The organism is Burkholderia sp. MSMB1835, assembly GCF_001526365.1.
Classification (GTDB): domain Bacteria; phylum Pseudomonadota; class Gammaproteobacteria; order Burkholderiales; family Burkholderiaceae; genus Burkholderia.
This window is the reverse complement of the sequence record NZ_LOYP01000029.1, coordinates 146,803-168,644: the sequence shown is the minus strand read 5'-3', so window position 1 is coordinate 168,644 and position 21,842 is coordinate 146,803. Positions and strand designations below refer to the sequence as shown.

The following is a 21,842-nucleotide window of genomic DNA, read 5'->3' as shown; positions in this document are numbered from 1 at the left end:
GCGCGACGCGCCCAGCGGACGGCGTTATCCGCCGGCCGCGCGCGCGGCGGCCGGCGCACGCCCGGTGGTCGCGACGATCGCGAACGCGATCGCATTCGCGGCGGCGCTCGCGAGGATCGGCACGAGGTAGCCGCCGCCGGCATCGTAGACGAAGCCGGCGGCGGCCGGCCCGATCAGCGTGCCGAACGCGACGCTCGTGTACAGGATGCCGATGATCGCGCTCACGTTGCGGCCGCCGAAATAGTCCATCACGACCGCCGGCAGCACGGCGACCCAACCGCCGTAGAACACGCCGAACACGAGCGCGAACGCAGCGAGCGTCGCGACGGTGCCGGCGCCCGCCCACCCGACCAGCGCGACGGCCATGCCGGCGAACATCGCGAGCAGCGACGCGCGGCGGCCGAAGCGGTCGGCAAGGCCGCCGAGGAAGAAGCGACCGGCCGTGCTGCCCACGCCGATCGCGCCGAGCAGCAGCACGGCCGTCGACGGCGCGACGCCGTGATCGAGCGCATACGGCACGAGGTGAACGAACGGGACGAACACACCGAACGAGCAGACGAGGCAGGCCGCATAGAGACTCGCGAACGGCCGCGACGTGACGGCTTCGCGCACCGTCGCGCCGGCATGCACGTTCGCGCCGGTCGATGCAGCGGCGGCATTCCGGCTGCCCTCGCCGGCGACATCGCCGTCCGGCAGCCATCCGCGCCTGCGCGGGTCGTTCTCGATCAGCAGCGACATGCCGGCTCCCAGCACGAGCGCGATCGCGGCCAGCGTGAAATACGCACCGCGCCAGCCGACCTGCGCGATCAGCGCGGACGCGAGCGGCGGCATCGCCAGCGTGCCGACGCCGATCCCCGCGACCGCGAGCCCCGATGCGAACCCGCGCCGGCGCACGAACCAGCGCTGCACCGCGCCGACGGCCGGCACGTACGCGCAACCGACGCCGAGCCCGACACCGAGCCCGTACGCGACATAGACCTGCAGCAGCGTATGCGCGGCGCCGGCGGCCGCGAGCCCCGCGCCGGTCAGCAGCATCCCGGCGACGGCGAGCCGCCGCGAGCCGAAACGATCGGCCAGCGGCCCGCTGACGATGCCGAAGCCGAAGTACAGGAAGCCGGCGAGCGAGAACACGAGCGAGATCTGGCCGCGCGACGCGGCGAAATCCCGCTGCAGCGACTCGACGAACGCGCTGAACGTATACGCGCTGCCGAACCCGACGAACGTGACGGCGAACGCGGCCGCCACCACGTACCAGCCGTAGAAAAGGCGCGAGGTGCCCGGGCGGTTCATGACGATGCTCCTTTCGGGTTCCACCGGCTGCCGGGCGGCATCCGGATTGCCCCGTGGATATAGTTGAACTATGTTGATCGCATCGGCCGCCGACAGGCGGCCGCGCAACAGGCGATCCGATGTGTCGACGTTACTCGCGCGTACGCGTCGCCTCAAACCATATTTCGTCGGCCTTTCGCTTTAGAAAAACTGAATGAATCGTTCCCGCCTGCCGCCGCTCAACGCGTTGCGCGCCTTCGAAGCCGCCGCCCGCCACCTGTCGGTGAAGTCGGCGGCCGAGGAACTGTCGGTCACGCCCGGCGCGGTGAGCCAGATGATCCGCACGCTCGAGACCCACCTCGGCGTGCAACTGTTCGAGCGCGTGAACCGCGGGATCCTGCTGACGGCCGCCGGCCGCGACTACCTGCCGCCCGTGCGCAACGCGTTCCGGCAGATCGCCGACGCGTCGCAGCGCGTGTCGGGCGCCGCCGACAGCGGCGTGCTGACGGTGAGCGTCACGCCGTTCTTCGCGTCCGCGTGGCTCGTCCCGCGCCTCGCGCAGTTCCGCCAAGCCAGCCCCGACGTCGACCTGCAGGTCGTGACGAGCCATGCGCTCGCGGATTTCTCGCGCGACGGTGTCGACGTCGCGATCCGCCACGGTCTCGGGCGCTACGTCGGGCTGTGCAGCGAACGGCTGCTGACGGTCGAAATCGTCGCGCTCGCGTCGCCCGACCTCGTCGCGCGGCTCGGCATGCCGGCGACGCCGGCCGAGCTCGTCGGCTGGCCGCAACTGCACGACGCCGAACGCAAGGGCTGGCACATCTGGTTCGGCGCGCAGCGGATCGACGATTTCGGCCCGCCGCGCGGCCCTGCGTTCGACGACTCGGGCCTGCTGCTGCAGGCGATCGTCGCCGGCCAGGGCGCCGGGCTGCTGCCGGCCGCGATGGTGCGCGGCGAGCTGGCGAGCGGCCGGCTCGTGCAGCTTGCCGATGCCGCATGGCTCGACGATTTCGCGTACTACCTCGTGTATCCGCCGCATCACGCGGAACGGCCGAAGGTTGCCGCGTTCCGCCGGTGGATTCTCGACGCCGCGCAGGCCGACGGCGCGGCGTCGATGTCCGGCGCGGCGTAGCGTCGCGCGGGTACACGGCGCCGATCCGCTAACATGCGGCGCGGGCCACCGGCCCGGCATCGACGACAACGACGACAACGACGACAAGTAACATAACGAGAGAGACCATGCGTGCCCTGCTCCATCGCGCGACCCATGCCGCGGCCCTGTCCGCGACCCTGTCCGCCGCGCTCTTCGTCGCGGGCGCCGCGTTGCCCGCTTCCGCGCACGCGTATCGCGCGCCGCCCGGCTACGGCAACGAAGCCGATCTCGACCGTCACGACACGTATCGCAACCGCGACGGCGAAACCGTGCATGCGCCCGCGCATTCGAAATCGGGCCGCGTGCCGGACGGCGCGAGCGCGCGTTGCCGCGACGGCACGTACAGCTTCAGCCGGCACCGGCGCGGCACCTGCTCGCGGCACGGGGGCGTCGCCGCATGGCTGTGAGCGCGGGTCGGCCGAATGGCCTGCACCGCGCCAGCGGCAACCGGCGGCGCAGTACAATACGCGCTCGCACCGCCGCGCCCCGCGCGGCACGCTCCGTACCGAATCTCCCGACGCCGCCACGCCCGCGCGCTGCGCGGCAGTCTCAACCACTTCTGACTTTCACACCGAAATGGCCCAATACGTTTTCACGATGAACCGGGTCGGCAAGATCGTGCCGCCCAAGCGCCAGATCCTGAAGGACATCTCGCTGTCGTTCTTTCCCGGCGCGAAGATCGGCGTGCTCGGCCTGAACGGCTCGGGCAAGTCGACGCTGATCCGCATCATGGCGGGCATCGACAAGGACATCGAAGGCGAAGCGACGCCGATGCCGAACCTGAACATCGGCTACCTGCCGCAGGAGCCGCAGCTCGATCCGACGAAGACCGTGCGCGAAGCCGTCGAGGAAGGCCTCGGCGACCTGTTCCAGGCGAACAAGAAGCTGGAAGAAATCTACGCTGCGTATGCCGAGCCGGACGCCGACTTCGACGCGCTCGCGGCCGAGCAGGCGAAATACGAGGCGATCCTTGCGTCGAGCGACGGCGGCAGCCCCGAGCAGCAGCTCGAAGTGGCCGCCGACGCGCTGCGCCTGCCGGCATGGGACGCGAAGATCGAGCACCTGTCGGGCGGCGAAAAGCGCCGCGTCGCACTGTGCAAGCTGCTGCTCGAAAAACCCGACATGCTGCTGCTCGACGAGCCGACCAACCACCTCGACGCCGAATCGGTCGACTGGCTCGAGCAGTTCCTGGTGCGCTTCCCGGGCACCGTCGTCGCCGTCACGCACGATCGCTACTTCCTCGACAACGCGGCCGAGTGGATTCTCGAACTCGACCGCGGCCACGGCATTCCGTGGAAGGGCAACTACAGCAGCTGGCTCGACCAGAAGGAAGAGCGCCTGAAGCAGGAAGAAGCGTCGGAATCCGCGCGCCAGAAGGCGATCAAGAAGGAACTGGAGTGGGTGCGCCAGAATCCGAAGGGCCGCCAGGCGAAGTCGAAGGCGCGTATCGCGCGCTTCGAGGAGCTGAGCAGCCAGGAATACCAGAAGCGCAACGAAACGCAGGAAATCTTCATTCCGGCCGGCGAGCGCCTCGGCAACGAAGTGATCGAGTTCAAGAACGTCAGCAAGTCGTTCGGCGACCGCCTGCTGATCGACAACCTGAGCTTCAAGATCCCGGCCGGCGCGATCGTCGGCATCATCGGCCCGAACGGCGCCGGCAAGTCGACGCTGTTCAAGATGCTGACCGGCAAGGAACAGCCGGATTCGGGCGAAGTCGTGATGGGCCCGACGGTGAAGCTCGCGTACGTCGACCAGAGCCGCGACGCGCTCGACGGTTCGAAGACCGTGTTCGAGGAAATCTCGGGCGGCGCCGACGTGCTGACGGTCGGCAAGTACGAAACGCCGTCGCGCGCGTACATCGGCCGCTTCAACTTCAAGGGCGGCGACCAGCAGAAGATCGTCGGCAACCTGTCCGGCGGCGAACGCGGCCGCCTGCACCTCGCGAAGACGCTGATCTCGGGCGGCAACGTGCTGCTGCTGGACGAACCGTCGAACGACCTCGACGTCGAGACGCTGCGCGCGCTGGAAGACGCACTGCTCGAATTCGCGGGCTCGGTGATGGTGATCTCGCACGATCGCTGGTTCCTCGACCGGATCGCGACGCACATCCTCGCGTTCGAAGGCGATTCGCAGGTCACGTTCTTCGACGGCAACTACCAGGAGTACGAAGCCGACAAGCGTGCGCGCCTCGGCGAGGAAGCCGCGAAGCCGAAGCGCCTGCGCTACAAGCCGATCAGCCGCTGACCGGCACGGCCCGGGCGCCCGGTGCCGCGATCGCGCGGCGCCGGATGCCGAAAGCGGCCGCATCCGGAACGGCACGACGAAAGAGCGAGCCCTTGGCTCGCTTTTTTTCGCCCGACGTTCGCCCCGCCGCTTACGCGAGCGCGCCCAGCTCGCGCAGCCGCGCCTCGGTCGTCGCCGCGCTCGTATGATGAATGCCGTGCCAGCCGAGCGCCGTCGCAGCCGCGGCGTTCTTCGCGTTGTCGTCGATGAACACGAGCTCGTGCGGCGCGATGCCGGGCAGGTGCGGATCGATCCGCGCATGCATCTCGCGGTAGATCGCCGGATCGGGTTTCACGAGCTTCACGCGGCCCGACACGACGATGTCCTTGAACCGGCGCAGCACCGGGAAGTTGTCCCATGCATACGGAAACGTCTGCGCGGACCAGTTCGTCAGCCCGAACAGCGGCATCCCCTGCGCGTCCAGCCGGTCGACGAGGGCCGCGCCCTCTTCGAGCACGCCGCCGATCATCTCGTGCCAGCGCGCGTAGAACGCGCGGATCAGCGCTTCGTGCTCCGGAAACTGCGCGACGAGTTCGGCCGTGCCTTCCTCGATCGTCTGCCCGCCGTCCTGACGGACCACCCAGTCCATCGCGCACACGTGCGTGAGGAACCAGCGGCGCTCGGCGGCGTCGGGAATCAGTTCGCGGTAAAGGTACTCGGGGCTCCAGTCGATCAGCACGCCGCCGAAATCGAACACCACGGCCTTGATCGTCATGCGAACTCCGTGGCGAGCACGTCTGCGAGCGGACGCGGCGTCACCGCGTTACCCGACAGCGAATTGTTGTTCCAGACGAAGTGATGATGCGCGACGATCTGCGCCGCCGACAGGTGGGCGCGCTCGTTCGTCGTATGCAGATCGGACACGACGGTGGTCCGGTAGCCGAGCAGCGCGGCACGGCGCGCGGCCGAATCGACGCAGAACTCGGTCGCATAGCCGCAGATCAGCACCGAGCGGATGCCGTGGCGATCGAGCTGCGCCGCGAGCGGCGTGTCGTGGAACGCGTCGCTCGCCTGCTTGCGCACGCGCCAGTCGTCGCGGCCGACGACCAGCCCCGCATGCAGTTCCCAGCCCGGCGTGCCGGGCACGATGTCGTCGTCCGCGTCGCCGTCGTGCTGCACGAAGCACACCGACGCGTTCGCCGCGCGCGCTGCCGCCGTCAACCGGTTGATGCCCGACACCACGTCGTCGAGCCGGTATGCGGGCTGCGCCCGCTCCACCAGCCCGCGCTGCATGTCGATCACGATCACCGCAGTGTCCGCCATGACTTGCCCTCGCTGTGATTGTTCCGCCGTCGTGCGGCCGCTATCCGGCCGCCCTCCGGCCATTACCGCGCGTTGCGTCAGATCGGCTGCGTGCGCGCATCGAGCCACGCCTTCGCGTCGCCGCTCAGGTGCCGGCCGACACGCTCGCGCACCGTCGCGTGATACGTGTTCAGCCACGCGCGCTCTTCATCGTGCAGCATCTCGATCAGCACGCAGCGCGTGTCGATCGGGCACAGCGTCAACGTCTCGAACGCGAGGAAATCGCCGAATTCCGTCTGCCCGGCCGCACGGTTCACGACCAGGTTCTCGATCCGGACGCCCCACTGGCCCGGACGGTACACGCCCGGCTCGATCGACGTGATCATGCCCTCTTCCATCGCCGTGTACGGCTCGGCCGGCGCGTAGTGCGAGATGACCTGCGGACCTTCGTGCACGTTCAGGAAGTACCCGACGCCATGCCCGGTGCCGTGGCCGTAGTCGAGCCCGGCCGCCCACATCGGCGCACGCGCGATCGCGTCGAGCATCGGCGAGCGGATGCCGCGCGGGAAGCGAGCGCGCGACAGCGCCATCATCGATTTCAGCACGATCGTGAAATCGCGCCGCTGCAGGTCGCTGACGGTGCCGACCGGCACGACGCGCGTGATGTCGGTCGTGCCCGTCATGTACTGGCCGCCCGAATCGATCAGCAGCAGCCCGTCGCCGGCGATCGTCGCGTGCGACTCGCGCGTCGCGTGGTAGTGCGGCATCGCGCCGTTCGCGTTGAAGCCGGCGATCGTCGCGAAGCTCGCCGACACGTAGCCGGGGCGGCGGGCGCGCGCGGCCGTGAGCTGTTCCTCGATCGTCAGCTCGGTGATCGTCTCGCGATTGACGGCCTGTTCGAACCACGCGAAGAACTCCGCGAGCGCGGCGCCGTCATGCTCCATCGTCACGCGTACGTGCTCGATCTCGGCGGACGTCTTGCGCGACTTCGCGAACGTCGACGGATTCACGGCCTCGACGAGCTTCACGCCGGCCGGCACGGCCTCGAGCGTGCCGAACGTCACGCGGCGCGGGTCGATCAGCAGCGTCGCGCCGTCGGGCAGCGCCGCGAGCGACGCACGCGCGGCGTCGTAGGCACGGACGTCGACGCCATCCTGCGCGAGCGACGCGGCCAGCGCCGGCGGCACCTTGCCGTCGGCGACGAACAGCGTCGCGCGATCGGTGCCGATCATTGCGTGCGCAACGAACACCGGATTGAAGTTGACGTCGGCGCCGCGCAGGTTGAACAGCCACGCGAGATCGTCGAGCGTCGACACGAAGTGCCATTGCGCGCCCTGCGCGTGCATCGCGCGGCGCACGTCGGCGAGCTTGCTCGCGCGGGTCGTGTCGGCCTGCGGCGCGACGTGCTCGAATACCGCATGGCCGGGCAGCCCCGGCCGCTCGGGCCAGATCGCGTCGAGCAGGTCGACGTCGGTACGCAGCGCGATGCCGCGCGCACTCAGCGCGGCCGTCAACCCGCGCGCGGCCGCGACGCCGAGCACGGCGCCGTCGACCCCGACCGTCGCGCCGGCCGCCACGTTCCGCGCGAGCCAGTCGACGTGCGGTGCGCTCTGCTGCCCGCCCGTCATCTTCATCAACTGCACGCCCGTGCCCGCCAGTTCGGCATCGGCCTGCACCCAGTAGCGGCTGTCGACCCACAGCCCCGCGAAATCCGCGGTCACGACCAGCGTGCCGACCGAGCCCGTGAAGCCGGACAGCCAGCGGCGCGCCTGCCAGCGCTCGGGCAGGTATTCGGACAAGTGGGGGTCGGCGGACGGCACGAGATAGGCGGCCAGATTCTCGCGGGCCATCGCGTCGCGCAGCAGCGCGAGACGGGCCGGCACCGGCGAGACTTCGGGGAGACGGGCATTCATGATTTCACCTGAGAGCATTCAGCGACGGGCCGACAGCGCGACCGTCACGGCTACGGCGAGGAACGCGACGCCGGTGCAGACCGGCCATTCGAGCGTCTCGCCATCGTAAAACAGTCCCGAGAGATTGCCGACCATGCGGGCGGCGGCCGCGCCCACGATGCCGACGAGCACCGCGATCCACCACGCCGGCCGGCCCGTGCGCCGCAGCGGATGCAGCCAGCGGCCGAACAGCCCGACGGCCGCTCCCAGGACAAGGATTCCAAACCAGTTCATTCAACGCCTTCTATAAATTCAGATTCGTCCCATAGGCGTGAACGCTGCCAGCGGCTAGCATCGATTCATCCATCGAACCCGAGACCAGCCGGGCGCCGCGAACATTCGAGTGTAGGGGCCGACTCGACGTTATGGCAAGCGCACACCGGCTGCCGTATTGAAGAAATCCTCATGCGAATCGCTCTGATCGATCCGGAATCGCGCCATACCGCACTCCTGAACCGCCTGCTCTTCGCGGGCGGTCACGTGTGCCATGCGTTTTCGTCCAGCACCGCATTCTTCCAGTGGCTCGCTGCCGACAACACCTGCGACATGCTGGTCACCGGCCACTGGGCCGGCGACCAGCCGGCGCAGGAAGTCATCCCGCGCGCGCAGGCGGTCCTGCCCGGGTTGCCGGCCATCGCGGTGATGCAGTCGGCGCGCGAAAGCGAAATCGTGTCGTGCCTGCACGCCGGCGCCGACGATTGCCTCGTGCGCCCGGTGAGCGGGCCCGAGCTGCTCGCGCGCGTCAATGCACTGAGCCGGCGCGCCGGCGTACGGCGGGCGCCCACCCGCTCGCGCGAAATGTATGGCGAATACGCGTTCGACGCCACGCATTGCCTCGTGCGTTTCGGCGACGCAATCGTTTCACTCACGCCGAAAGAGTTCCGTTTCGCACAATTGCTGTTCACGAACCTGTCGCGGCCCGTGTCGCGCGCGCACATCCTGGAAACGGTATGGGCACGCCGCCGCGACATGAAGTCGCGCACGCTCGACACGCACGCGTCCCGGCTGCGCAGCAAATTGCAGTTGCTACCGGAGCGCGGCTACCAGCTGTTGCCGCTCTACGGCTTCGGCTATCAGCTCGACCGCGTACCGATCGAGCCCCCAAATTCCCGGCCGCGCCACGCCGATGCCCGGTATGCGGCGAGTGAGGAAATCGCCGAAACGCTATAATATGGGGCTAAACGATAGCCCTCGATATGCAACTCCTCACGATCGGAATCAATCACCACACTGCGCCTGTCGCCCTGCGCGAACGCGTGGCGTTTCCGCTCGAGCAGATCAAGCCGGCTCTCGTTACGTTCAAGAACGTGTTTCTCGGCCCGCAGGCGCCCAATACGCCCGAAGCGGCGATCCTCTCCACCTGCAACCGCACCGAACTGTATTGCGCGACCGATGATCGCGCGGCCCGCGAAGGCGCGATCCGCTGGTTGTCGGAGTATCACCGGATTCCGGTCGACGAGCTCGCGCCGCACGTCTATGCGCTGCCGCAGTCCGAAGCGGTCCGACACGCGTTCCGCGTCGCCTCCGGCCTCGATTCGATGGTGCTCGGCGAAACCCAGATTCTGGGCCAGATGAAGGATGCCGTTCGCACCGCGACGGAAGCCGGCGCGCTCGGCACCTATCTGAATCAGTTGTTCCAGCGCACGTTCGCGGTCGCGAAGGAAGTGCGCGGCACGACCGAAATCGGCACGCAGTCGGTGTCGATGGCCGCCGCCGCGGTTCGCCTCGCGCAGCGGATCTTCGAAAAGGTGTCGGATCAGCGCGTGTTGTTCATCGGCGCCGGCGAGATGATCGAGCTGTGCGCGACGCACTTCGCCGCGCAAGGCCCGCGCGAGCTCGTCGTCGCGAACCGTACGGCCGAACGCGGCCAGCGGCTCGCCGAACGCTTCAACGGCCGCGCGATGCCGCTGGCCGATCTGCCCACCCGCATGCACGAATTCGACATCATCGTGTCGTGCACCGCATCGACACTGCCGATCATCGGCCTCGGCGCGGTCGAGCGCGCGGTGAAGGCGCGCCGTCACCGTCCGATCTTCATGGTCGACCTCGCGGTGCCGCGCGACATCGAGCCCGAAGTCGGCAAGCTGAAGGACGTGTTCCTCTACACCGTCGACGATCTCGGCGCGATCGTGCGCGAAGGCAATGCATCGCGTCAGGCCGCGGTCGCCCAGGCCGAGGCGATCATCGAGACGCGCGTGCAGAATTTCATGCAATGGCTCGACACGCGCAGCGTCGTGCCGGTGATCCGTCACATGCATACGCAGGCCGACGCGCTGCGCCGGGCCGAAGTCGAGAAGGCGCAGAAGCTGCTCGCGCGCGGCGACGATCCGGCGGCCGTGCTCGAAGCGCTGTCGCAGGCGCTGACCAACAAGCTGATCCACGGCCCGACGAGCGCGCTCAACCGCGTCAACGGCGCCGATCGCGATTCGCTGATCGACCTGATGCGCGGCTTCTACCAGCACGCGCCGCGCTCGAACGACCCGTCCGGCCACTAGCGCCGCTCGCCCTGCCGCCGGCCGGTCGTGGTTCTGCCGCCGGTCTATCCTTTCCGAATCCCCCTTTGCCCGGGAGCGCCGCTCCACACCATGAAGACGAGCATGCAACGCAAGCTCGACCAGCTTTCCACACGGCTGGCCGAACTGAACGATCTGCTGAGCCGCGAAAACGTCACGGCCGACCTCGACCAGTACCGCAAGCTGACACGCGAACATGCGGAACTCGGCCCGGTCGTCGAGCAATACGCGTTATGGCGCCAGTCGCGCAGCGACGAGACGGCCGCGCAGGAACTGCTCGCCGATCCGTCGATGCGCGACTTCGCGGAAGACGAAATCCGCAGCGCGCGCGAGGACATGGCGCGCCTCGAGACCGAGCTGCAGAAGATGCTGCTGCCGAAGGACCCGAACGACGACCGCAACATCTTCCTCGAAATCCGTGCCGGCACGGGCGGCGACGAATCGGCGCTGTTCGCGGGCGACCTGCTGCGCATGTATCTGCGCTTCGCGGAACGCCAGCGCTGGCAGGTCGAAATGATATCGGAAAGCGCGTCGGATCTCGGCGGCTACAAGGAAGTGATCGTGCGGATCGCGGGCCAGGGCGCGTATTCGCGCCTGAAGTTCGAATCGGGCGGCCATCGCGTGCAGCGCGTGCCGGCCACCGAGACGCAGGGGCGCATCCATACGTCCGCGTGCACGGTCGCCGTGATGCCGGAAGCCGACGAGATCGGCGAGGTCGAGATCAATCCGGCCGACCTGCGCATCGACACGTTCCGCGCGTCCGGCGCCGGCGGCCAGCACATCAACAAGACCGATTCGGCGGTGCGCGTCACGCACCTGCCGACCGGGATCGTCGTCGAATGCCAGGACGACCGCTCGCAGCACAAGAACAAGGATCGCGCGCTGAAGGTGCTCGCCGCGCGCATCAAGGACAAGCAGTATCACGAGCAGCATGCGAAGGAAGCGGCGACGCGCAAGAGCCTGATCGGCTCCGGCGACCGTTCGGAGCGAATCCGCACGTACAACTTCCCGCAAGGCCGGATGACCGACCACCGGATCAACCTGACGCTGTACCGGCTCGAGGCGATCATGGACGGCGATCTCGACGAACTGATCGGCGCGCTCGTCACCGAGCACCAGGCCGAGCTGCTCGCATCGCTCGGCGAAGCCGACTGAGGCCGCGATGTCCGACACCACCGCCGACGCGCTGCTGCACGCGTCGCCGCTCGACCCCGTCGATGCACGCGTGCTGCTCGCGCACGCGCTCGGCTGGACGCGCACGCAACTGATCACGCGCGGCGACGCGCCGCTCGACGCCGCCGCGGTCGAACGCTACCGCGCGCTCGAAGCGCGGCGCATCGCCGGCGAGCCCGTCGCGCAACTGGTGGGGATGCGCGAGTTCTTCGGCCGCCCGTTCGAGGTGACGCCCGACGTGCTGATCCCGCGCCCCGAAACCGAGCTGCTCGTCGAAGCCGCGCTCGATGCGATCGACGGGCTGCCGCACGCCGCCGTGCTCGATCTCGGCACCGGCAGCGGCGCGATCGCCGTGTCGATCGCGGCCGAGCGTCCCGATGCGCGCGTGTGGGCGCTCGACCGGTCGCCGGACGCGCTCGCGGTCGCGCAACGCAATGCCGACAAACTGCTCGGCACGCCGCGCCCCGGCGGCCCGCTGCACTGGCTGCAGAGCGACTGGTACGCGGCGCTCGATCCCGCGCTCGCGTTCGATACGATCGTCAGCAACCCGCCGTACATCGCGCAGCACGATCCGCACCTCGGACAAGGCGACCTGCGTTTCGAGCCGCGCGGCGCGCTCACCGACGATGCCGACGGCCTCAGCGCGATCCGCACGATCGTCGCGGGCGCCGGCGCCTATCTGAAACCGGGCGGCACGCTGTGGATCGAGCACGGTTACGATCAAGCCGAAGCCGTCCGCGCGATACTGGCGTCGCACGGCTTCGTCGCGGTCGAATCGCGCGCCGATCTCGCCGCCATCGAACGCATGACCGGCGGCCGCCTGCCGGGCTGACGCCCGGCCCGCCCGGTTGAAATCCGCTATTATTTCGATCTAACGCCCCGCAAACGCAAGGTCAGTCATGGACACCCAACAACGTATCAAGCAAATCGTCGACGAAAACCAGGTCGTGCTCTTCATGAAGGGCAACGCGCAATTCCCGATGTGCGGCTTCTCGGGCCGCGCCGTGCAGGTGCTGAAGGCCTGCGGCGTCGACCAGTTCAAGACGGTCAACGTGCTCGAGGACGACGAAATCCGCCAGGGCATCAAGGCATTCTCGAACTGGCCGACCATCCCGCAGCTCTACGTGAAGGGCGAATTCATCGGCGGCTCGGACATCATGATGGAGATGTACCAGTCGGGCGAACTGCAGCAACTGTTCGCCGCCGCTTGATACGCGGCACCCGTCCCCCTTTCGATGGCATCTCCCAGCGCGCCGCCACGCCGGCTGATCGTCGCGATCACCGGCGCCACCGGCGCGATTTACGGTGTGCGGCTGCTCGACCTGCTGCGCGCCGCCGGCGGCGTCGAAACGCACCTGCTGATTTCGAACGCCGGCTGGCTCAACATCCAGCATGAACTGAAGCTGCCGAAGGCCGATGTCGAAAGCCGTGCGGACGTCGTGCATTCGGTACGCGACGTCGGCGCGACGATCGCGTCGGGTTCGTTCGCGACCGACGGCATGGTGATCGCGCCGTGCTCGATGAAGACGCTCGCGAGCATCGCGCACGGGCTGTCCGACAACCTGATCACGCGCGCGGCCGACGTCACGCTGAAGGAACGCCGCCGTCTCGTGCTGATGGTGCGCGAAACGCCGTTCAACCTCGCGCATCTGCGCAACATGACCGCCGTCACCGAAATGGGCGGCATCGTCTTTCCGCCGTTGCCGGCGTTTTATGCGATGCCGAAGACGATCGAGGAACTCGTCGACCAGACCGTCACGCGCGTCCTCGACCTCTTCGCGCTCAGCGCGCCGCTCACGACACCGTGGGCGGGCATCCGGCACGCGCAGTAACCGCGCCGCTTTTGCGCGCATCTCCATCGATCTTCGCGGCAATTCCGGCGATTTCCCACTTTCGATGCGAATCCGCATTCGATTGATCGCCGCCGCCACGATTATCAACGAACAAGCGTCAATCAAATTCCCGTTCGCCGATTTATCAATGCACGGTGCGCGCCTATAGTCACAGGCAAATCCTTCTGCAGGTCACCACCATGAACCGCTTGCCTTCGCTGTACCTGTCCCACGGCGCCCCGACGCTGCCGATCGACCCGGCGCTGCCGTCCGGCGCGTTCACGCACCTCGGCGCCGAACTGCCGCGCCCGCGCGCGGTGCTGATGCTGTCCGCGCACTGGGGCACGCAACGGCCGGTCGCGAGCGTCGCCGCGCATCCGGACACGATTCACGACTTCTACGGTTTCCCGCAGGCGCTGTACGACATCCGCTATCCGGCGCCGGGCGCACCCGACGTCGCCGAGCGCGCCGCCGCGCTGCTGAACGCGGCCGGCATCGCGACCGCGACGACCGAACACGGCCTCGATCACGGCGCGTGGGTGCCGATGCTGCTGATGTTTCCGGAAGCCGACGTGCCGGTCGCGCAACTGTCGATCCAGCCGCGCGCGGACGCCGCGCATCACTTCGCGCTCGGCCGCGCGCTGCGGCCGCTGCGCGACGACGGCGTGATGGTGATCGGCTCGGGCCAGATCACGCACAACCTGCGCGCCGCCGATTTCGGCGCGGCGCCCGAGGATGCGGATCCGCGCGTCGCGGAATTCACGGACTGGTTCGAGGCGAAGCTTGCTGCGCGCGACGTCGACGCGCTGCTCGACTACCGTCGGCAGGCGCCGCACGCGGCGCTGATGCATCCGACCGACGAGCACCTGCTGCCGGTCTTCGCGGCGCTCGGCGCGGCGGACGACGACTACCGGCTCGGCATCCAGTCGCTCGGCACCTACCAGCGCGTGCTCGCGATGACGAACTACGTGTTCGCGAGCGCCGGCGCCTGAGCCGCGGCCCAACGGCCGAGGCAGCAAAAAGCCCGCCCGGGCATCGCTCGGGCGGGCTTCTTTTTATCGCGGCATCCTGCCGCCGCCGAATCCGGCGACAGGTCGGCCGTCAGACACCGACCCCTTCGAGGATCTCGTCGTGCGACTCGCGCTCGTCGAGATACTGGGTCCGGTAACCGGTATTCACGCCCCAGAAGTAGAACACCAGCGAGATCGCCGCGACGACCACCATGTCCCAGCCGTACGGCAGCAGGTCGTGACCGCCGAATTCCTTGCTGCCGATCAGCGACAGCACGGCCATCGTCGGCAGGTACGCGACCAGCCACCATGCCGCCTTCAGGTCGGCGCCCCAGCCGGTCCAGCCCGCCTTCGCCTGGAAGTAGAAATACACCGGCAGCGCGACGATCATCAGCAGGATGATTTCGCCCGTCAGCGGCCACTTTGCCCAGTACAGGATCAGCGACGCGCACACGAACGCGAACGGTGCGATCAGCTTCATCAGCGGAATCGACAGCGGACGCTCGATGTCGGTCGCCGACCGGCGCAGCGCCATCAGGCTGATCGGGCCGGTCAGATACGAGATCACCGTCGCGACCGAGATCACCGCCGCGAGCGAGCTCCAGCCGCGGAAGAAGAACAGGAAGACGAACGACACGAGCAGGTTGAACCACATCGCCTGGCGCGGCACGCCGTAGATCGGGTGCACGTTGCCGAACATCTTCGGCATTGTGTTGTTGCGCTCCATCGCGTAGATCATGCGGGTGGTCGTCGCCATGTAGGTCGTACCGGTGCCGCTCGGGCTGATGAACGCGTCGACGTACAGCAGGATCGCGAGCCAGTTCAGGTTCAGCGCGATCGCGAGTTCCGCGAACGGCGACGAGAAGTTGAAGTGCGCCCAACCCTTCGCGACGTCGGCCGGGTTCACCGAACCGATATACGCCATTTGCAGCAGCACGTAGATCACGAGCGCGAGCAGGATCGACGTGATCACCGCGAACGGCACGCTGCGCGCCGGATTGCGCGCTTCGCCGGCCAGGTTCACCGGGCTCTGGAAGCCGTTGAACGCGAACACGATGCCGCTCGTCGCGACCGCGGTCAGCACGGCCGACCAGCCGTACGGCGCGAAGCTCGCACTCGACGCGGTGCCGAGGTTCTCCGCGTGGAAGCTCGTCAGCATCAGGCCGAGGATCGTCAGGCCGGGGATCAGGAACTTGAAGATCGTGATCGCGGTGTTCGCCCGCGCGAAGGCCTTGACGCCCCAGTAGTTCAGCATGAAGTAGACGACGACCAGCACGGCCGACAGCAGCAGGCCGAGTGTCTGCAATTCGCCGTTCACGAACAGTGCATGCGCCCACGGATACGGCCACGTGCTCATGTACTGGATCGACGCTTCGGCCTCGATCGGGATCACGGAGACGATCGCGATCCAGTTGGCCCATGCGCTGATGAAGCCTACCAGCGAACCGTGCGAGTAGCGCGCATAGCGCACCATGCCGCCCGACTCGGGGAACATCGCGCCCAGTTCCGCATACGTCAGCGCAATCGCGAGAATCACGACGGCGCCGATGATCCATGCGCAGATCGCCGCCGGACCGGCGATCTTCGCGGCCTTCCAGGCACCGAACAGCCAGCCCGAGCCGATAATCGAACCCAGCCCCGTCAGCATCAATGCAAACGGGCCGATGTTCCGTTGAATAGAACTCTTCACATCCTCTCCTGTGTCTCAAAAAGCATGGTCGGCCGGCGGTCCGGGATCGGCTCGGACCGCACCGCGCACGCATTCTTGGGGGGAGGGTCACCCGATCGGGGCAACCCGTCCACGCGGCGCGTAGTTTAACGGTTGCACCTCGAACGTGGCGCCAAAATCGATCGGCCCCTACAAAAAATTCGCATCGCTTGCAAGCTTTGTAAACCTGATCTCCGCAATAACCCTGAGAGCATGGGAATACGGTTGACCGTCAGACCGATTAGCCGTATAAAGGACTTCGCAGGATTTCAAGTGGCGAGTGAATTGGTTCTTTCGTAGTTCGCCCATCAACGGTACTCCGGTTGGTCCTATTACCCCTTCCTTGATTTTCCGCACACCATGGGCTTCGGCCCCGTTTTATTTTTTTAGGAACAAGTAACATGGCAACCGGTACCGTCAAGTGGTTCAATGACGCAAAGGGCTTCGGCTTCATCACCCCGGAAGGCGGCGGCGACGATCTGTTCGCGCACTTCTCGGAAATCCGCGTCGAAGGCTTCAAGACGCTGCAAGAAAACCAGAAGGTTGAATTCGAAGTGAAGACGGGCCCGAAGGGTCTGCAAGCTGCGAACATCCGTCCGGTCTAAGCTGGCGCGATCATTCGTGTAAAAAAGCCCCGCTTCGGCGGGGCTTTTTGTTTTTGGGCGCCGGTCATCCTGCATGGCGACCGGTAACCGCCTTCCATTCAGCCGAACAGTCGCTGCGCGTGAATACCGAGACCCGTCGCGACACTCGCGAGGCGATCGCCGAACACCGGCTGCGCATCCGGGAACGCGCCGGCGAGCGCGCCCGACAGGAATGCGAGCCCCGTCGAACCGCCGGTGAAATACAGCGCACCGACATCGCGCGGCGCAACGCCCGCAAGCCGCACCGTCTCGCGCGCGGCATCGACGATGCGCGCGGTATCGTCCCGGCTCGCGTCGACGAGGCGATCCGCGTCGAACGCGATCAGCAGATCTTCTTCCACGTCGTTCAGGTCGATCATCGTCTCCCCGCCCGCCGCGACGCCGATCTTCGCTTCTTCCGCGCGCGCCATCAGCGCATGCCCGAGCCGCTGCTCGACCACGCTCGTGAGCCGGTCGTACTGCCGCGGATCCTGGTACAGGTGCTTCATCAGCTTCAGCTCGCCGAGCCGCTTCGGCGTGTAGACGGTATTGATCAGGTGCCAGGTCGCGAGATCGAAGTAGATCTTGTTCGGCAGTTCGCGCCCTTCCGGATCGAGCGAACGGTAGCCGAAGGCGGGCAGGATCGCCGCCAGCTCGACACGCCGGTCGTAGTCGGTGCCCGCGACGTGCACGCCGTGGTGCGCGAGCACGTCGTCCTTGCGCTCGAGCCGCGCCATCCGCTGCGGGCCGACGCGCACCAGCGAGAAGTCGGACGTGCCGCCGCCGATGTCGGCGACGAGCACCAGACGCTCGGCCGGCTGGCGCGATTCGTAGTCGAACGCGGCGGCGATCGGTTCGTACTGGAAGTGCACGTCCGCGAAGCCGACCGATTGCGCGGCCGCCTCGAGCTGAGCCTGGGCGAGGCGGTCGGCGCGCGGATCGTCGTCGACGAAGAACACCGGCCGGCCGAGCACCGCACGGCCGATCGGCGCGCCCGCGCGCGCTTCGGCCTTGCGCTTCAGGTGCGTCAGGAAACGCGCGATGATTTCGGTGTACGCGATCGCACTGCCGTCGCCCAGATCGGTCGTCGTTTCCGCGAGCGGCGAGCCGAGAATGCTCTTCATCGAGCGCATCAGCCGGCCGTCGAAACCGTCGATATAGGAGGCCAGCGCCGCCCGGCCGTACTCGACCGTCTCTTCGTCGTTGTTGAAGAAGATCGCGGTGGGCAGCGTCAGATGGTCGCCCTCGACGGGCGCGAGGCGCATGCCGTCGCCGTCGGGCAGCGCCACGGCGGAATTGGACGTGCCGAAATCGATCGCGCAGTAAGTCATGGGAAGGTGCCGCAGCAGGCCGGCGCGAAAACGGAAAGGACGGGCTTTTTAACATGAAGCCCGCGCGATCACAACCGGGCCGGCCACCGGGGCCGCGCAACGGGCACCGGCGGCGGCCGGCGCGGGGCGTGGCGCGCCGGGAACATGCGCGGGCAGGATGCGCGACGCCGCCTGCCCGCCTGCAGGATCAGGCTGCCGTGTCGAAGCTCTTCTTCCACGCGCCCGCGTAGACGACTTCGCCGATCGCATGGCGCGTGCGCGGCGCCTTCTCGCGATCGCGCAGCACGGGATCGAGCTTGTCGACGTTGCCGTAGTGGCCGAGCGAGATGATCGACACGATCGCGACGTCCGCCGGAATCGCGAACGCGTCGCGGAACGCCTTCGCGTCGAACCCGCTCATCTGGTGCGCGGCGAGGCCGAGCGCGTGCGCCTGCAGCACCAGCGACATCGCGGCGGCGCCGGCGTCGTACAGCGCGGTCGGCGCCGGCTCGCCCTTCGGCGTCAACGTGTGCGCGGTGACCGCGATCAACACCGGCGCCGGCGCATTCCAGCCCTGGTTGAACGGCACCAGCGTCGCGAACGCGCGCTTGAACGCGTCTTCGTCCTGGGTGCGATCGAATACGATGAAACGCCACGGTTGCGCGTTGTACGCGGACGGCGCCCAGCGCGCCGCTTCGAGCACCGCGTGGAGATCGCCGGCGCTGACGGGTTCATCCGAATACGCGCGCGGGCTCCAGCGGCCCGCGATCAGATCGTGAATCGAAACAGTGGTGGGAGCAGGTTTGACGGACATGCGGTTCCTCGCTGACATCGATGAAGGGGCGCGAACGCCCGGCGAACCGCAAGCATACCTGCTTGAGCGACAGCGCGCCCGATGCTGCCGCGCTATGCAAATCTCCGTGCGTGCAATGGCCGGCCGCAGCGGGTGCGGCCGGCCGGGCCGCCGCGATCAGGCTGCCTGCGCGGCCGCGCGCGACGGGCCGCGGTTGATCCGCAGCACGATCAGCGCGCCGACGATGCACAACCCGCCCGAGATCATCGACGCGATCGTGTAGGTGCCGAGGCTCGCGCGCAGCAGCCCCGCGCCGAGCGCCGCGAACGCCGCGCCGAGCTGGTGGCCGGCGACGATCCAGCCGAACACGACCGGCGCCGCGGCCTTGCCGAACACGTCGGTCGCAAGCCGCACGGTGGGCGGCACGGTCGCGATCCAGTCGAGCCCGTAGAACATCGCGAACAGCGGCAGCCCGAAGAAATCGATCCCGAACGCATGCGGCAGGTAGATCAGCGACAGCCCGCGCAGCCCGTAATACCAGAACAGCAGCACGCGGTTGTCGTAACGGTCGGACAGCCACCCCGACAGCGTCGTGCCGAACAGGTCGAACACGCCCATCGCCGCGAGCAGCGACGCGCCCTGCACTTCGGTCATCCCGTAGTCGCTGCACATCGCGATCAGGTGCGTGCCGACATAGCCGTTGGTGCTCGCGCCGCAGATGAAGAAGCTGAAGAACAGCAGCCAGAAGTCGCGCGAGCGGCTCGCCGTCAGCAGCGTGCGGAACGCGACCGCGAGCGGGTTCTCCTTCGTCGCGTCGGGTGCGGGCGGCGCATCGGCCGGCTCGCCGTACGGGCGCAACTGCACGTCGGCCGGCCGCTCGGGCAGCAGGAACGCGACGAGCGGAATCACGATCGCGGCCGCCACCGCGACAACCAGCACGACCGGCCGCCAGCCGTGGCGCTGCGCGATCGCCGCGAGCATCGGCAGGAACACGAGCTGGCCGGTGGCCGTGCTCGCGGTCAGGATCCCCATCACGAGGCCGCGCCGCGCATGGAACCAGCGCGTGACGAAGGTCGCGGACAGCGTCAGCGCGACGACGCCCGTCGAGCAGCCGACCATCAGCCCCCAGATCAGCACCATCTGCCAGCTCTGCGTCATCATCGACGACAGCGCGACGCCCGCACCCATCGTCACGAGCGCGGTGAGGATCGTCGGGCGCAACCCGAAGCGCTGCATCGCGGCGGCCGCGAACGGGCCCGTCAGGCCGTACAGCGCGATGTTCACCGAAATCGCCAGCGAAATCGCCGCGCGGCTCCAGCCGAGCTCGCGCTCGAGCGGCACCATCAGCACGCTCGGCGTCGCGCGTGTGCCGGCCGCCGCCAGCAGGATCAGGAATACCACCGCCGCCGCGAGCCATCCGTAATGGAAGCGCCCGCCGATTCGTGTCACTGCCCAGTTCATCTTCATGTTCTCCAGTTGGCGGTTCCGGTGTCGTCGCACCGGCTCCGCCCCAACCAGGCCACCTCCGCCGCACGCTGCATCGGCTGACCCGGGCCGATGCTTGGCATGTTTCCCGTCGATCCGACCGGCATTGTTACCGGTCGGTCACAAGTGTGTTGCGATCGTAGTTACCAGTCGGTAACATGTCAAGCAATTCATCACGAAGTCGAGGGTCATCATGTCGGACATCGAGGTCGCCAAGCCGCTGGCGCGGCGCACGCGCCGGCCGATCGACGGCGCGACCGCGCAGGAGCACCTGCTGCGAGCCGCCGAGGAGCTGTTTTACAAGGAAGGCGTGCGAACGGTCGGCGTCGAAGCGGTGGTGGAGCGCGCGGGCGTCAACAAGATGAGCCTGTACCGCCAGTTTTCGTCGAAGGACGAGTTGATCCTCGCGTATCTGGAGCGGATGGACGCGTGCTTCTTCGAGCGGCTCGACACGAGCGTCGCGAAGCATCCGGGGCAGCCGAAGGCGCAGTTGATCCAGTACTTCGTCGATCTCGCCGAGCGGGCGACGCAAAAGGACTATCGCGGCTGCCCGTTCGTCAACGTCGCCGCCGAATTCCCGGATGCGTCGCACCCGGCACGCGAACGCGTCGCGCAGAACAAGGAACAGCTGATGAAACGGCTCGTCGCGCTTTGCGAAGGCGCCGGCGCGCGACAGCCGAAGGCGCTGGCCGATGCGCTCGCGCTGGTGGTCGAAGGCATCTACGCGGCGAGCCAGACCTACCGGCACGGCGAAACGCCGATCGGCATTGCGCCCGCGCTCGTCACGCAGTTGATCGAAGCCGCGTGCGCGTGACGGCCGGCGCGCGCTCGTCCCCGGCGCGCCCGCTACAATGCCGCTCTCTTCGCCCTTTCGCCCGACTCGCATCACGATGACCGACACCCGCCCCGACTCGCACGACGACATCCTCGCCGCCACGCGGCACTGGCTCGCGCGCGCGGTGATCGGGCTCAACCTGTGCCCGTTCGCGAAAAGCGTCTACGTGAAGGAACAGGTGCGCTACGCGATCAGCGAAGCGACGACGCTGGAAGACGCGCTCGCCGAACTCGAAACCGAGCTGCGCGCGCTGGAAGCGGCGGACCCGCGGCAGGTCGATACGACGCTCGTGATCTACCCGCACGCGTTCGCCGATTTCGTCGACTACAACGACGCGCTGTTCTTCGCCGAGCGGCTCGTGCGGCAATTGCGGCTCGACGGCGTGCTGCAGATCGCGAGCTTCCATCCGCAATACCAGTTCGAAGGCGCCGAACCCGACGACATCGAGAACTACACGAACCGCGCGCCCTATCCGATCCTGCACCTGCTGCGCGAGGACAGCATCGCGCGCGCGGTCGACGCGTTCCCGGACGCGTCCGCGATCTACGAAAAGAATCAGGAAACGCTACGCCGCCTCGGCCACGAAGGCTGGCGCGAATGGATGCGCCGGCCGGGCGACGACGTGTGACGCGGCGTGCAACGCCAGGCGGCGCGGGCGCGA

Annotated in this window: 22 protein-coding genes; 13 read left to right on the top strand and 9 right to left on the bottom strand. The window is 67.8% G+C overall.

Going from position 1 to position 21,842, the window contains the following annotated elements:
• Positions 1-24: 24 nt before the first annotated feature.
• A complete protein-coding gene (locus WS96_RS13175; RefSeq protein WP_059833030.1) occupies positions 25-1,290 on the bottom strand; it encodes an MFS transporter in 1,266 nt (421 codons plus the stop codon).
• Between the two features lie 193 nt (positions 1,291-1,483).
• On the opposite strand from WS96_RS13175, the gene gcvA reads away from it, so the two are divergent.
• From gcvA to ettA, 3 genes are all read left to right on the top strand, one after another.
• Positions 1,484-2,401, top strand: coding sequence for a transcriptional regulator GcvA (gcvA, locus tag WS96_RS13170; protein WP_034209829.1), 918 nt, complete (start codon positions 1,484-1,486; stop codon positions 2,399-2,401).
• A 107-nt stretch (positions 2,402-2,508) separates the two neighbouring features.
• Positions 2,509-2,829: a DUF3761 domain-containing protein gene (locus WS96_RS13165; protein WP_059833027.1), complete on the top strand. Its 321-nt coding sequence runs from the start codon at positions 2,509-2,511 to the stop codon at positions 2,827-2,829.
• 169 nt (positions 2,830-2,998) lie between these two features.
• Positions 2,999-4,666, top strand: a complete 1,668-nt coding sequence (gene ettA, locus WS96_RS13160; RefSeq protein WP_059499686.1) for an energy-dependent translational throttle protein EttA — start codon at positions 2,999-3,001, stop codon at positions 4,664-4,666.
• Between the two features lie 130 nt (positions 4,667-4,796).
• On the opposite strand, the gene WS96_RS13155 is transcribed toward ettA, so the two are convergent.
• The 4 genes from WS96_RS13155 to WS96_RS13140 form a co-directional block, all read right to left on the bottom strand.
• Complete coding sequence (locus WS96_RS13155; protein ID WP_059833024.1) at positions 4,797-5,420, bottom strand: HAD family hydrolase; 624 nt, start codon at positions 5,418-5,420, stop codon at positions 4,797-4,799.
• Positions 5,417-5,968, bottom strand: a complete 552-nt coding sequence (locus tag WS96_RS13150; RefSeq protein ID WP_059833020.1) for a cysteine hydrolase family protein — start codon at positions 5,966-5,968, stop codon at positions 5,417-5,419. Before WS96_RS13150 ends, WS96_RS13155 begins: the two co-directional genes overlap by 4 nt.
• A 77-nt stretch (positions 5,969-6,045) precedes the next feature.
• Entirely contained in the window at positions 6,046-7,860 is a 1,815-nt protein-coding gene (locus tag WS96_RS13145; RefSeq protein WP_059833017.1) for an aminopeptidase P family protein, read from the bottom strand.
• An 18-nt stretch (positions 7,861-7,878) separates the two neighbouring features.
• Positions 7,879-8,133: a hypothetical protein gene (locus WS96_RS13140; protein ID WP_034209823.1), complete on the bottom strand. Its 255-nt coding sequence runs from the start codon at positions 8,131-8,133 to the stop codon at positions 7,879-7,881.
• A gap of 171 nt (positions 8,134-8,304) precedes the next feature.
• On the opposite strand from WS96_RS13140, the gene WS96_RS13135 reads away from it, so the two are divergent.
• The 7 genes from WS96_RS13135 to WS96_RS13105 all read left to right on the top strand — a co-directional run bounded on the left by WS96_RS13135 (position 8,305) and on the right by WS96_RS13105 (position 14,409).
• Positions 8,305-9,069, top strand: a complete 765-nt coding sequence (locus WS96_RS13135; protein ID WP_059833014.1) for a response regulator transcription factor — start codon at positions 8,305-8,307, stop codon at positions 9,067-9,069.
• Positions 9,070-9,095: 26 nt separating this feature from the next.
• Positions 9,096-10,394 (top strand): glutamyl-tRNA reductase, encoded by a 1,299-nt coding sequence (hemA, locus tag WS96_RS13130; protein WP_034209821.1) that lies wholly within the window; start codon positions 9,096-9,098, stop codon positions 10,392-10,394.
• 90 nt (positions 10,395-10,484) lie between these two features.
• Positions 10,485-11,567, top strand: a complete 1,083-nt coding sequence (prfA, locus tag WS96_RS13125) for a peptide chain release factor 1 (RefSeq protein ID WP_059833010.1) — start codon at positions 10,485-10,487, stop codon at positions 11,565-11,567.
• 7 nt (positions 11,568-11,574) lie between these two features.
• Positions 11,575-12,417 carry a peptide chain release factor N(5)-glutamine methyltransferase gene (gene prmC / locus WS96_RS13120; RefSeq protein ID WP_059833007.1) on the top strand — a complete coding sequence of 281 codons (843 nt, stop codon included), beginning with the start codon at positions 11,575-11,577 and terminating at the stop codon, positions 12,415-12,417.
• 67 nt (positions 12,418-12,484) lie between these two features.
• On the top strand, positions 12,485-12,796 hold the full coding sequence (gene grxD / locus WS96_RS13115; RefSeq protein ID WP_006477066.1) for a Grx4 family monothiol glutaredoxin: 312 nt from the start codon (positions 12,485-12,487) through the stop codon (positions 12,794-12,796).
• Positions 12,797-12,820: 24 nt separating this feature from the next.
• Complete coding sequence (locus WS96_RS13110) at positions 12,821-13,417, top strand: UbiX family flavin prenyltransferase (RefSeq protein ID WP_047899672.1); 597 nt, start codon at positions 12,821-12,823, stop codon at positions 13,415-13,417.
• A gap of 200 nt (positions 13,418-13,617) precedes the next feature.
• Positions 13,618-14,409, top strand: coding sequence for a DODA-type extradiol aromatic ring-opening family dioxygenase (locus WS96_RS13105; protein WP_034209818.1), 792 nt, complete (start codon positions 13,618-13,620; stop codon positions 14,407-14,409).
• Between the two features lie 109 nt (positions 14,410-14,518).
• On the opposite strand, the gene WS96_RS13100 is transcribed toward WS96_RS13105, so the two are convergent.
• Entirely contained in the window at positions 14,519-16,117 is a 1,599-nt protein-coding gene (locus WS96_RS13100) for an APC family permease (protein WP_059827611.1), read from the bottom strand.
• A 419-nt stretch (positions 16,118-16,536) separates the two neighbouring features.
• Here WS96_RS13100 and WS96_RS13095 point away from each other — a divergent pair, with 419 nt between their 5' ends.
• A complete protein-coding gene (locus tag WS96_RS13095; protein ID WP_006477070.1) occupies positions 16,537-16,740 on the top strand; it encodes a cold-shock protein in 204 nt (67 codons plus the stop codon).
• Between the two features lie 98 nt (positions 16,741-16,838).
• Here WS96_RS13095 and WS96_RS13090 read toward each other — a convergent pair whose 3' ends face one another.
• From WS96_RS13090 to WS96_RS13080, 3 genes are all read right to left on the bottom strand, one after another.
• Complete coding sequence (locus WS96_RS13090; protein WP_059833004.1) at positions 16,839-18,089, bottom strand: Hsp70 family protein; 1,251 nt, start codon at positions 18,087-18,089, stop codon at positions 16,839-16,841.
• Between the two features lie 187 nt (positions 18,090-18,276).
• Entirely contained in the window at positions 18,277-18,882 is a 606-nt protein-coding gene (locus WS96_RS13085) for a nitroreductase family protein (protein ID WP_034209815.1), read from the bottom strand.
• A gap of 156 nt (positions 18,883-19,038) precedes the next feature.
• Positions 19,039-20,322 carry an MFS transporter gene (locus tag WS96_RS13080; RefSeq protein WP_059833083.1) on the bottom strand — a complete coding sequence of 428 codons (1,284 nt, stop codon included), beginning with the start codon at positions 20,320-20,322 and terminating at the stop codon, positions 19,039-19,041.
• Between the two features lie 217 nt (positions 20,323-20,539).
• Here WS96_RS13080 and WS96_RS13075 point away from each other — a divergent pair, with 217 nt between their 5' ends.
• Together WS96_RS13075 and WS96_RS13070 are read left to right on the top strand one after the other, a co-directional pair.
• The gene (locus WS96_RS13075; protein ID WP_059833000.1) at positions 20,540-21,160 is read left to right on the top strand and encodes a TetR/AcrR family transcriptional regulator; all 621 of its coding nucleotides are present in this window, start codon (positions 20,540-20,542) and stop codon (positions 21,158-21,160) included.
• Positions 21,161-21,236: 76 nt separating this feature from the next.
• Positions 21,237-21,809, top strand: coding sequence for a DUF1415 domain-containing protein (locus WS96_RS13070; protein ID WP_034209813.1), 573 nt, complete (start codon positions 21,237-21,239; stop codon positions 21,807-21,809).
• Positions 21,810-21,842 lie beyond the last annotated feature (33 nt).

Bases quoted from the DNA above. Each gene is read 5' to 3' on its own strand.
- WS96_RS13175 (WP_059833030.1), bottom strand. From the start codon at position 1,290: ATGAACCGCCCGGGCACCTCGCGCCTTTTCTACGGCTGGTACGTGGTG.
- gcvA (WP_034209829.1), top strand. From the start codon at position 1,484: ATGAATCGTTCCCGCCTGCCGCCGCTCAACGCGTTGCGCGCCTTCGAA.
- WS96_RS13165 (WP_059833027.1), top strand. From the start codon at position 2,509: ATGCGTGCCCTGCTCCATCGCGCGACCCATGCCGCGGCCCTGTCCGCG.
- ettA (WP_059499686.1), top strand. From the start codon at position 2,999: ATGGCCCAATACGTTTTCACGATGAACCGGGTCGGCAAGATCGTGCCG.
- WS96_RS13155 (WP_059833024.1), bottom strand. From the start codon at position 5,420: ATGACGATCAAGGCCGTGGTGTTCGATTTCGGCGGCGTGCTGATCGAC.
- WS96_RS13150 (WP_059833020.1), bottom strand. From the start codon at position 5,968: ATGGCGGACACTGCGGTGATCGTGATCGACATGCAGCGCGGGCTGGTG.
- WS96_RS13145 (WP_059833017.1), bottom strand. From the start codon at position 7,860: ATGAATGCCCGTCTCCCCGAAGTCTCGCCGGTGCCGGCCCGTCTCGCG.
- WS96_RS13140 (WP_034209823.1), bottom strand. From the start codon at position 8,133: ATGAACTGGTTTGGAATCCTTGTCCTGGGAGCGGCCGTCGGGCTGTTC.
- WS96_RS13135 (WP_059833014.1), top strand. From the start codon at position 8,305: ATGCGAATCGCTCTGATCGATCCGGAATCGCGCCATACCGCACTCCTG.
- hemA (WP_034209821.1), top strand. From the start codon at position 9,096: ATGCAACTCCTCACGATCGGAATCAATCACCACACTGCGCCTGTCGCC.
- prfA (WP_059833010.1), top strand. From the start codon at position 10,485: ATGAAGACGAGCATGCAACGCAAGCTCGACCAGCTTTCCACACGGCTG.
- prmC (WP_059833007.1), top strand. From the start codon at position 11,575: ATGTCCGACACCACCGCCGACGCGCTGCTGCACGCGTCGCCGCTCGAC.
- grxD (WP_006477066.1), top strand. From the start codon at position 12,485: ATGGACACCCAACAACGTATCAAGCAAATCGTCGACGAAAACCAGGTC.
- WS96_RS13110 (WP_047899672.1), top strand. From the start codon at position 12,821: ATGGCATCTCCCAGCGCGCCGCCACGCCGGCTGATCGTCGCGATCACC.
- WS96_RS13105 (WP_034209818.1), top strand. From the start codon at position 13,618: ATGAACCGCTTGCCTTCGCTGTACCTGTCCCACGGCGCCCCGACGCTG.
- WS96_RS13095 (WP_006477070.1), top strand. From the start codon at position 16,537: ATGGCAACCGGTACCGTCAAGTGGTTCAATGACGCAAAGGGCTTCGGC.
- WS96_RS13090 (WP_059833004.1), bottom strand. From the start codon at position 18,089: ATGACTTACTGCGCGATCGATTTCGGCACGTCCAATTCCGCCGTGGCG.
- WS96_RS13085 (WP_034209815.1), bottom strand. From the start codon at position 18,882: ATGTCCGTCAAACCTGCTCCCACCACTGTTTCGATTCACGATCTGATC.
- WS96_RS13080 (WP_059833083.1), bottom strand. From the start codon at position 20,322: ATGAACTGGGCAGTGACACGAATCGGCGGGCGCTTCCATTACGGATGG.
- WS96_RS13075 (WP_059833000.1), top strand. From the start codon at position 20,540: ATGTCGGACATCGAGGTCGCCAAGCCGCTGGCGCGGCGCACGCGCCGG.
- WS96_RS13070 (WP_034209813.1), top strand. From the start codon at position 21,237: ATGACCGACACCCGCCCCGACTCGCACGACGACATCCTCGCCGCCACG.